Annotated in this window: 6 protein-coding genes; 2 read left to right on the plus strand and 4 right to left on the minus strand. The window is 58.4% G+C overall.

The window, feature by feature from the left end:
- Positions 1–415 precede the first annotated feature (415 nt).
- From IGW03_RS36870 to IGW03_RS36885, 4 genes are all read right to left on the minus strand, one after another.
- Positions 416–964, minus strand: coding sequence for a YgjV family protein (locus tag IGW03_RS36870; RefSeq protein ID WP_228536337.1), 549 nt, complete (start codon positions 962–964; stop codon positions 416–418).
- An 87-nt stretch (positions 965–1,051) separates the two neighbouring features.
- Positions 1,052–2,755: a methyl-accepting chemotaxis protein gene (locus IGW03_RS39010; RefSeq protein WP_323745071.1), complete on the minus strand. Its 1,704-nt coding sequence runs from the start codon at positions 2,753–2,755 to the stop codon at positions 1,052–1,054.
- Between the two features lie 243 nt (positions 2,756–2,998).
- A complete protein-coding gene (locus IGW03_RS36880; RefSeq protein WP_194727351.1) occupies positions 2,999–4,819 on the minus strand; it encodes a pectate lyase in 1,821 nt (606 codons plus the stop codon).
- Positions 4,820–5,267: 448 nt separating this feature from the next.
- Positions 5,268–6,296 (minus strand): Gfo/Idh/MocA family protein, encoded by a 1,029-nt coding sequence (locus IGW03_RS36885; RefSeq protein WP_194727352.1) that lies wholly within the window; start codon positions 6,294–6,296, stop codon positions 5,268–5,270.
- A gap of 494 nt (positions 6,297–6,790) precedes the next feature.
- On the opposite strand from IGW03_RS36885, the gene IGW03_RS36890 reads away from it, so the two are divergent.
- Positions 6,791–7,213 carry a 5-carboxymethyl-2-hydroxymuconate isomerase gene (locus IGW03_RS36890; RefSeq protein WP_194727353.1) on the plus strand — a complete coding sequence of 141 codons (423 nt, stop codon included), beginning with the start codon at positions 6,791–6,793 and terminating at the stop codon, positions 7,211–7,213.
- 195 nt (positions 7,214–7,408) lie between these two features.
- A partial coding sequence (locus tag IGW03_RS36895; protein WP_194727354.1) for a porin occupies positions 7,409–7,554 on the plus strand: 146 nt, incomplete at its 3' end.

A 7,554-nucleotide genomic window follows, 5' to 3' on the forward strand; every position in this document is an offset into this window, starting at 1 on the left:
AGTCGTTGGGATGGACGTCGGCGGAACGGAAGTCCTTGGCGTGGCCGGTGAGGGCCGCTGCGGCCAGGGCCACGGCCAGGGCGGTGCGTTTGAATGTCTGGAATGCGATGCTCATGCTCGAGTCTCCATGAATGTTTTTGATAGTTGGTGATAGCGCCGCTGTCGGGTTCTCTGTCTTGCTGCGACAAGCACGCTGAACCCGTGAAGGTTGGATTATATATGTAAGATGTATGATGTTGGAATAATTATTTTCGCTTATTACAAGCTCTTATTTCCGATGATGTGTTCTCCGCCAGTAGCATATAACGAAGAAAAGATCTGATCGCCTTACCCGTTTGATGCGCTTTTTCGACTGTTTAGCTGCGTAATTGCCAAATCGGTAAACCATGTCCGCCGCAGGCAGCTTGATAACTGCTTATTTGTAAGATGTTTTACCCTTCTCCAACTTCGCGTTACGAGCATGCGCGGCCTGTTCGGCATGCATTCTTAACATGGTGAACAGGTTGACGACAATGATCACAAGCTCGAGCGCCGTGCCCCCGATTGACCCGCTCGCGATGTTATTGGCCACCCACAATAGGGAACCGACGAGCATGAGCGCACGCATGGCGATGCCGTTGAGCATGAAGAGCGCAATCGTGCCGATACATGACGCGGTCAAGGGCAGCCAGGCCAGCCATCCGGTTGCAAACCGCAGCCCCAGGCCGATATTGAGCACGATGATCAACAGGACGACCCAGCGTGACCGGGTATAGAGGGAAAGAACCGATCTCAGCGTCGAAACCAGCGTGCTGCTGACAGCCGTCATGTTGCCGAGCAGGGCGAAGTGCACCGCGTAAGTGATACACTCGCCCGCCATCATCAATTTGAATGCCTTGTCGCTTCGCTGCAGGAACGACCCCACACCGAGAATAAAGGCGAGATAGCCGACACACTGGGCCGGCGTGAACATTTCCGCAAACAAGATCTTTGGTAGTGATGAGTGGTGATTTGGGCTCAGAGTGTCAGGGGCCGGAAGGCGTCCGTCCTGAACGCCCTTCCGCAGCCGGCGCTAGCTTGTCAGGCCCAGCCTCCTTGCTGCGGGCTGCACATGCTGCACATGCAAAACGGCGGATGTATCAGCGTCATGGACAGCGGGTTCCTCGCCGGCCTGATCCTGCAGCTTGAAGATGCGCACCAGGTCGGCCATTTTTCTGGTCTGCGATTCCAGGGCTTCGGCGGCGGCGCCCGCCTCTTCGACGAGAGCTGCATTCTGCTGCGTCATTTCATCCATTTCGGACATCGAATGCCCGATTTGCTGTATGCCCTGACTTTGCTCCTGGCTGGCCGTGCTGATTTCGGCGACGATGGTGCCCACGCGCTGCACGCTGGCGACAACCTCGGTCATGGTTGCACCCGCCTGATTGACGAGACGCGAGCCGGCGGCAACCTTGTTGACCGAATCGCCGATCAGGGCCTTGATCTCGTGGGCGGCGGTGGCCGAGCGCTGGGCAAGGCTGCGCACTTCGGACGCGACCACCGCGAATCCCCTTCCCTGCTCGCCGGCCCGCGCTGCTTCCACCGCGGCATTCAGCGCAAGAATGTTGGTCTGGAAGGCAATGCCGTCAATGACGCCGATGATGTCGACGATCTTTTTCGCCGATGCATCGATTTCCCCCATGGTGGCTACCACCTGCGTCACGACCTTGCCGCCCTGCTCCGCGATGGACGAAGCGGCCGAGGCAAGCTGGTTGGCCTGGTTTGCGTTTTCCGCATTCTGCTTCACGGTGGCGGTCAATTCCTCGATCGATGCCGCCGTTTCTTCGAGAGAGCCGGCCTGCTGCTCGGTTCTCGACGACAGGTCGGCATTGCCCGTGGCAATCTCGCTCGAGCTTGCGGCGATGGCATCGCTGCTGGCACGCACCTCGCTGACAATCCGCTTGAGCGCATCGTTCATGTCCTTCAGGGCTGCCATGAGCTGGCCGGTTTCATCGGCGGAGGTCTGCACGATTTCGGTTCTCAGGTCGCCGCCGGCCACCTTGCGCGCAACGCTGACCGCCTGCTGCAGCGGACGGGATACCAGCCTGGCGATGGCGAATGCGAACAGCAGGCCGAGGATCACCGTGCCGGTCAGCATCGCGGCCACCCATACCTGCGAATCTTCATACACCTTGCTGCCGGCGCGGCTGGCGGCGACGCTGTTGCGCATGCCCAGTTGCACCATCGAATCGATATGCTCGCGCATCTCGCCATAGAGACGGGTCAGCGACCCTCGATTGAAGATGACGGCTTCATCCTTCTTGTTTTGCGCGGACAGCGAAATGACATTGTCATGCTCGGCCTTGAACTCATCCCAGAGCTTGACGACCTCTTCATAAATGGCACGCTCTTGCGCAGTGATCGGCAGCTTTTCATATTCGGCGCGGGCGGCGGCAAGCTTTTGAATCAGGTCGCCCATGCGCATCTGATGGGTGCGCATTTTCACCTCGTCATTTGCCAGGATGTGCTCCATTTCTTCGGCGCGAAGCTGCGCCATGCCGGCCTTGATTTCAAGCAGGGTCCGCACCGAGGGCAGCCAGCGGGATTCGAGCTCGATGGCGGTCTGGTTGACCTTGTGCAGCTGAGTCATTGAGAAGAGGCTGAGAAACACCGTCAATGCAAGCACGACCAGGAAGGACAGCAGCAGCTTGGGGAAAATTTTCAGGCTTTGAAATCGGGACAGAAAAATCCTTGTCAGGCGCGATCCTGTTCCCGCGTATCGATGTTGGGTGCGCATTGTCTTCCTCATTGTTATGACGGCGTATTCAGCATGCGAACCATGCGCCGCTTCTTTGTCAGGGAAAGTGCCGGAAAACTCCGCGGCGGCCCTGCTGACGGAGACATCATATTTCTTCAAAGAAATAAGGTCAATCTGTATGATGACCTCGGGCAGGGGTAAGAATGGGATACAACAGCATGAAAGCAATCTGAACACAGGTCCGGGCTCCGCCGAAACGGACCCCGGACCTCAGTGGAATGCTTAAGCAACAGGCGAAACAAATGCAATCAGCCTGCCCATTCTCCTGATGAACTCGGAGGTGACGATGAACTGCGGCTTGTCGCGCTTGACGTAAGGAACGATCTCGGGAGGATTGTCAGCGGGATAAGGCGAGGTGTCGTAGATGTCGCCCACGTGCTTGCTCTGATAGGCAGTGCCGGTGTACGGCGCCGCCGGACCGTCGCCGCGATACGGATTGACGATCTCCGCAACCGGCGAAGTCCAGTAGTCCTTGGTGCCCAGATCGGAAATCAGCTGGTTGACTTCGGTTTCCGGTACCGTCGGCGTGGCCATCTTGGCGCCAGTGAAGAGATCCGGGAAATCCACTTCGCGGATCGAGAAGTACTTCGGCAGCGCCGCCGTCGTCTTCACGCTGAGCGGGGATCTGGCGACCAGGTCGGCTACCGCCGTGCTGCTCATGGAATTGAGCTCGTTATACTTCTTTTCCAGCGCCGCGATGTCGACCGCACGTCCGGCCGAATAGTGGCTGGGCGTATTGGTGATGTCCTTGTTGTAGTAATAGGCGCCGTTGTGGATGTTGGAGCCGTAGCGATGGACGTAGAGCGCATCGTTGGTTTCCAGTTCGACGAAGGTCGGATGCGTGCGGCCGCTCAGCAAGGGGTTCAGCTGTACAGCATTCGACGGCAGGGTGCAGGTCTTCAGCCAGGCGATGGCCTTGGGAATGTTGGCCAGGTATTTCCGGTCGCCGGTCAGCTGGAAGTAGTTGAACAGCTGCTGGATGTTGGTTTGCGTGGTATGGGTCGCCAGCGAACGCGGCTCGTAGCTGCGCGCGCCCGCCGGGGAACCGGCCGGACGTCCATCGGTTTCGCGCGACAGATGCTGCAGGCTCCAGCCCGACTGCAGGCCGTTGGCCGACGTCCACTGCATGCGCTGCATGCAGTCCATCGCGCGGCGGATGTTCGGAATCAGGTCGGTGCGGCCCAGCGCAACCACGCACATGGTCAGGAACTTGATGTTCTCGCCCATGACGTCATCATTGAAAGTGACATGCAGGGTATAGTCGCCGTCATCCATTCCTGACTTCGAACCGGCCGGCAGCTGCTCGGAATTCGGGCGAGGCATCTGGCTGACGGAACCGGGGAAATGCGGGAAGCGCTGCGGCCATCCGCCGTCGGCAACGCCGTACTCCGGGCCGAACTGCGCGTTCACCATGAAGGCAATGGCTTTCTGCAAGGGCGCCAGGAAGCGCTCGTCCTTCTTCTCCAGGTACATGCGCAGCATCAGCTGCGATGCGACGGCGGTGCCGGCATCGTCGAAGGTGGCATTGCCGTAGTAGTGCTGGAATTCCTCCAGGCGCCAGCCGTTCTTGCCGATGGTGTCGTACCAGTGCTTGAGCGACTCCTCGCCCGCGAAGTCGTAGATATAATTCCAGCCGCCCGAAGGATGCTGGGCCTGAACGACGGCCAGCGCGGTGCGAACGGCGGCGTCGTAGAAACGCTCGTCGCCTGTGGCGTGGTAGGCATCGAGATAGACGTGGCCGACGGAAGGCGTGCCGGGAGGCTGTATCCAGCACATCGTGCGCTTGGCCTCCATCTCGCCAAAGGTCTGCGTCAGGTCGGGCGAATAGGACCAGACATAGCCGCCACGGTAGGACACTTTCTCGTCCATGTAGGCGGCGGCACGCTTGAGCGCGGACGCTGCTGCGGTCTTGGTTGTATTCGGGGGTGTGGGATTGGGTGTTACAGGCGTGGTGGCCAGGGCCTCCGCATCGCCGTTGCTGCCACCGCAAGCTGCCAGCGCCAACGGCGAAAGCATGGAAATTACAAAACTGCGTCGTTTCACACTCGTCTCCTCATAGATTCTGGTCTTGGACGGCCATAAGCATTGGCTCTTGGGCCCGGCGCAAGACCGACGGCACATGTCCTTGGAATGGGATGGGATGGCTGCGCCAGCCATCTGACACCTATGGCAGCCATCTTGTCTTACATCTTACGAAATAAATGTATGACGTTCAATCATTTCTCGCACGATGTTTGATGAAAGCCGCAGGATTCTCCCCATTTGAAACAATTTTTTCTTTTATTTCATATGCTTACAAATTCACGTACATCACTCGAAATGGATATGGCCGCAGATAACAAGATTACCCGCTTGCAACGTCATACAGGTTGAGGTGGACGCATCAAGCCCCATCCGCGCCGTGAAAGATGGCGGACAAGAGTGCGCGGGTGCCGTAGCGGCACAAGAGGAGACGGCGCCTGCCTGCAAATCCGCAGGCGCCGCAAATTGATCAGTGCACAGGAACGGCCACCGGCGCGCCGGCGGCCGACGACTCCAGAATGGATTCGATCAGGCATTGAACACGAAGCGCATCCCTTCCGTCAGGCGACGGGGCAGCGCCGGAGCGCACGGACGCAACAAAGCTGCGAATCAGTTCGCGATGGGTCGCGTTCGAGAATGCCATGGGGTCGGCTCCGCCACCGAGCACCGAAGGCGCGCCCGAATCACGCTGGGTGCCGTCCATCAGCCGGATCTGGAGCGCATCGCCTTCGAGACAGGCCGATCCTTTGGAACCGATGATCCGGATCTGCTCCGGAAAGCCCGGATAGCATGCCGTAGTCGCGTGCAGGCTGCCGACGGCTCCACTGCTGAAATGCAGCACCGCTGCAACCAGATCTTCCGTTTCCATGCGGTGGACCGCCGAGGTCACCGCATGCGCATAGACGCTGTTCACGTCACCGGCGAGGCTGAGCGCAAGATCGATGGTATGGATCGCCTGCGTCAGCAGCACCCCTCCCCCGTCTCGAGCCTTGCTGCCGCGTCCGGGAACATCGTAATAGCTTTGCGGACGCCACCAGGGAATCTGTATCGAGATCGACACGATCTCCCCAAGCTCACCCTGCTGCAGCGCGCTGCGCAATGCAAGCGCGGACTCGCGGAACCGGTGCTGCAGCACGACGCCGAGCATGACCTTGTTCTGCTCGCAGGCCGCTACAAGAGCGCGCGCCCTGTCGATCGAAACGTCCAGAGGCTTTTCGAGCAGCACATGCTTTCCAGCTTCCGCCGCGGCACGCACCAGCTCAAGATGCGTGTTGGGCGGCGTCAGGATCATGACGGCCTCGATGGATCGATCATTCCAGACCTGCTCCACGGATTCCGCAACCGGGAAACCATAAGTGGCACGCACACTCTCCCGGGCCGCAGCAGACCTGGCCACCACGCAAGCGACTTCCAATTCGGAAGCCAGCTCCTGCAGGCTTTTCGCATGAGGCGCGAATGCCATGCCTGCACCAATGACTGCGATTCGAATTCTTGACACTGAAACTCCCCAGATGTTTGCAAAGATCTTTTTTTGTAAGACGTCCGACTCTAACTTTACTTTGATTCGGTCAAAAACACACAAAAACTTTCGTCGGCCGGCTTCAGCGTAATTATTCATGAAACCAAAAGCGCAATGGTCCAATTGCCAGGAATTGGCGACATTTGGGGCATACTGACGCGCCAAGCCAGCTTCGCTCAAGAAGAAAAGCCTATTTTTCAAGAGATTTCCAGCCAAAAGGCGTGAATAGGCAAACTTTTATTACTGGTACCGCCTGAGGTATCAGGCCGAATCCCGACAAAAATGATGCAAAAAAGAATCAACTCGGAAAACTTCTGTTGTGTTCATAAAAATAAATTTGTATGATGTGTGACATTAAAAATAAACGAACACGGTTCGCTGCGTGACTTCCATGTAATCGCTCCGCCCGCAAAGAGCAGAGGAGGAAGACGGCGAGCAGAACAGGCGGTCCTGCCTGTACCAGGAGACAGACCATGCCGCACATTTGGGTTGAACACTCTTCGAATCTGGAAGGCAAGCTCGATCTTCCCTTGCTGCTGACCGGCGTCCATTGCGCCGCGGTCAACACCGGCATGTTTGCCGAGGGAGCGATCCGCACGCGGCTGCAATCGGTGGACCAATACCGCATCGGCGACGGCCATCCCGACAATGCCTTTGTCCATGTCGTCATTCGCATTGCGGCGGGACGCAACTTGCAGACGAAGACGCAGATCGGCGAGGCGATGTTCGCCGAGCTGTGCCGCTTGCTGGAAAGGCAGTACGCAAGCATGCCGCTGGGTCTGTCGCTCGAAGTCCAGGAGCTGGATGCGGCGCTCAATTTCAAGCAGAACAATCTGCAGAGCCATATCGATCGCCGCAACGCGGACGCCGGCCGGCGCGCCGGACAGGCGGCGTAGAAAACAGGCGGATCGCCTTCAAGCGACGCGATCCCGAAAGAGTCATCGGCAAGAGATTGCCAATGGAAACTAGGCGAACTTTGGAAGAAGAAGGCAGTTAGTTTCATCGCCAGAAGGACCTAGATGTTCGGCGAAGGGCACGCAGGCCGGTCGCCGGAGAACACTTGAACGAAGCACCTATAGGAGAAAACCAACATGAAGAAATCGCTACTCACGCTTGCCGTCCTGGGCGCACTCTCTGGCTCGGTCGCCGCTCAGACCAACGTCACCGTCTACGGCCTCCTCGACATGGGCATCGTGCGCGAAAGCGGCGGCCCCGCACCCGGCTCCGTCACCAAGCT

This window comes from Noviherbaspirillum malthae (assembly GCF_015352985.1).
In the GTDB taxonomy this organism is placed as follows: Bacteria; Pseudomonadota; Gammaproteobacteria; order Burkholderiales; family Burkholderiaceae_D; genus Noviherbaspirillum; species Noviherbaspirillum malthae.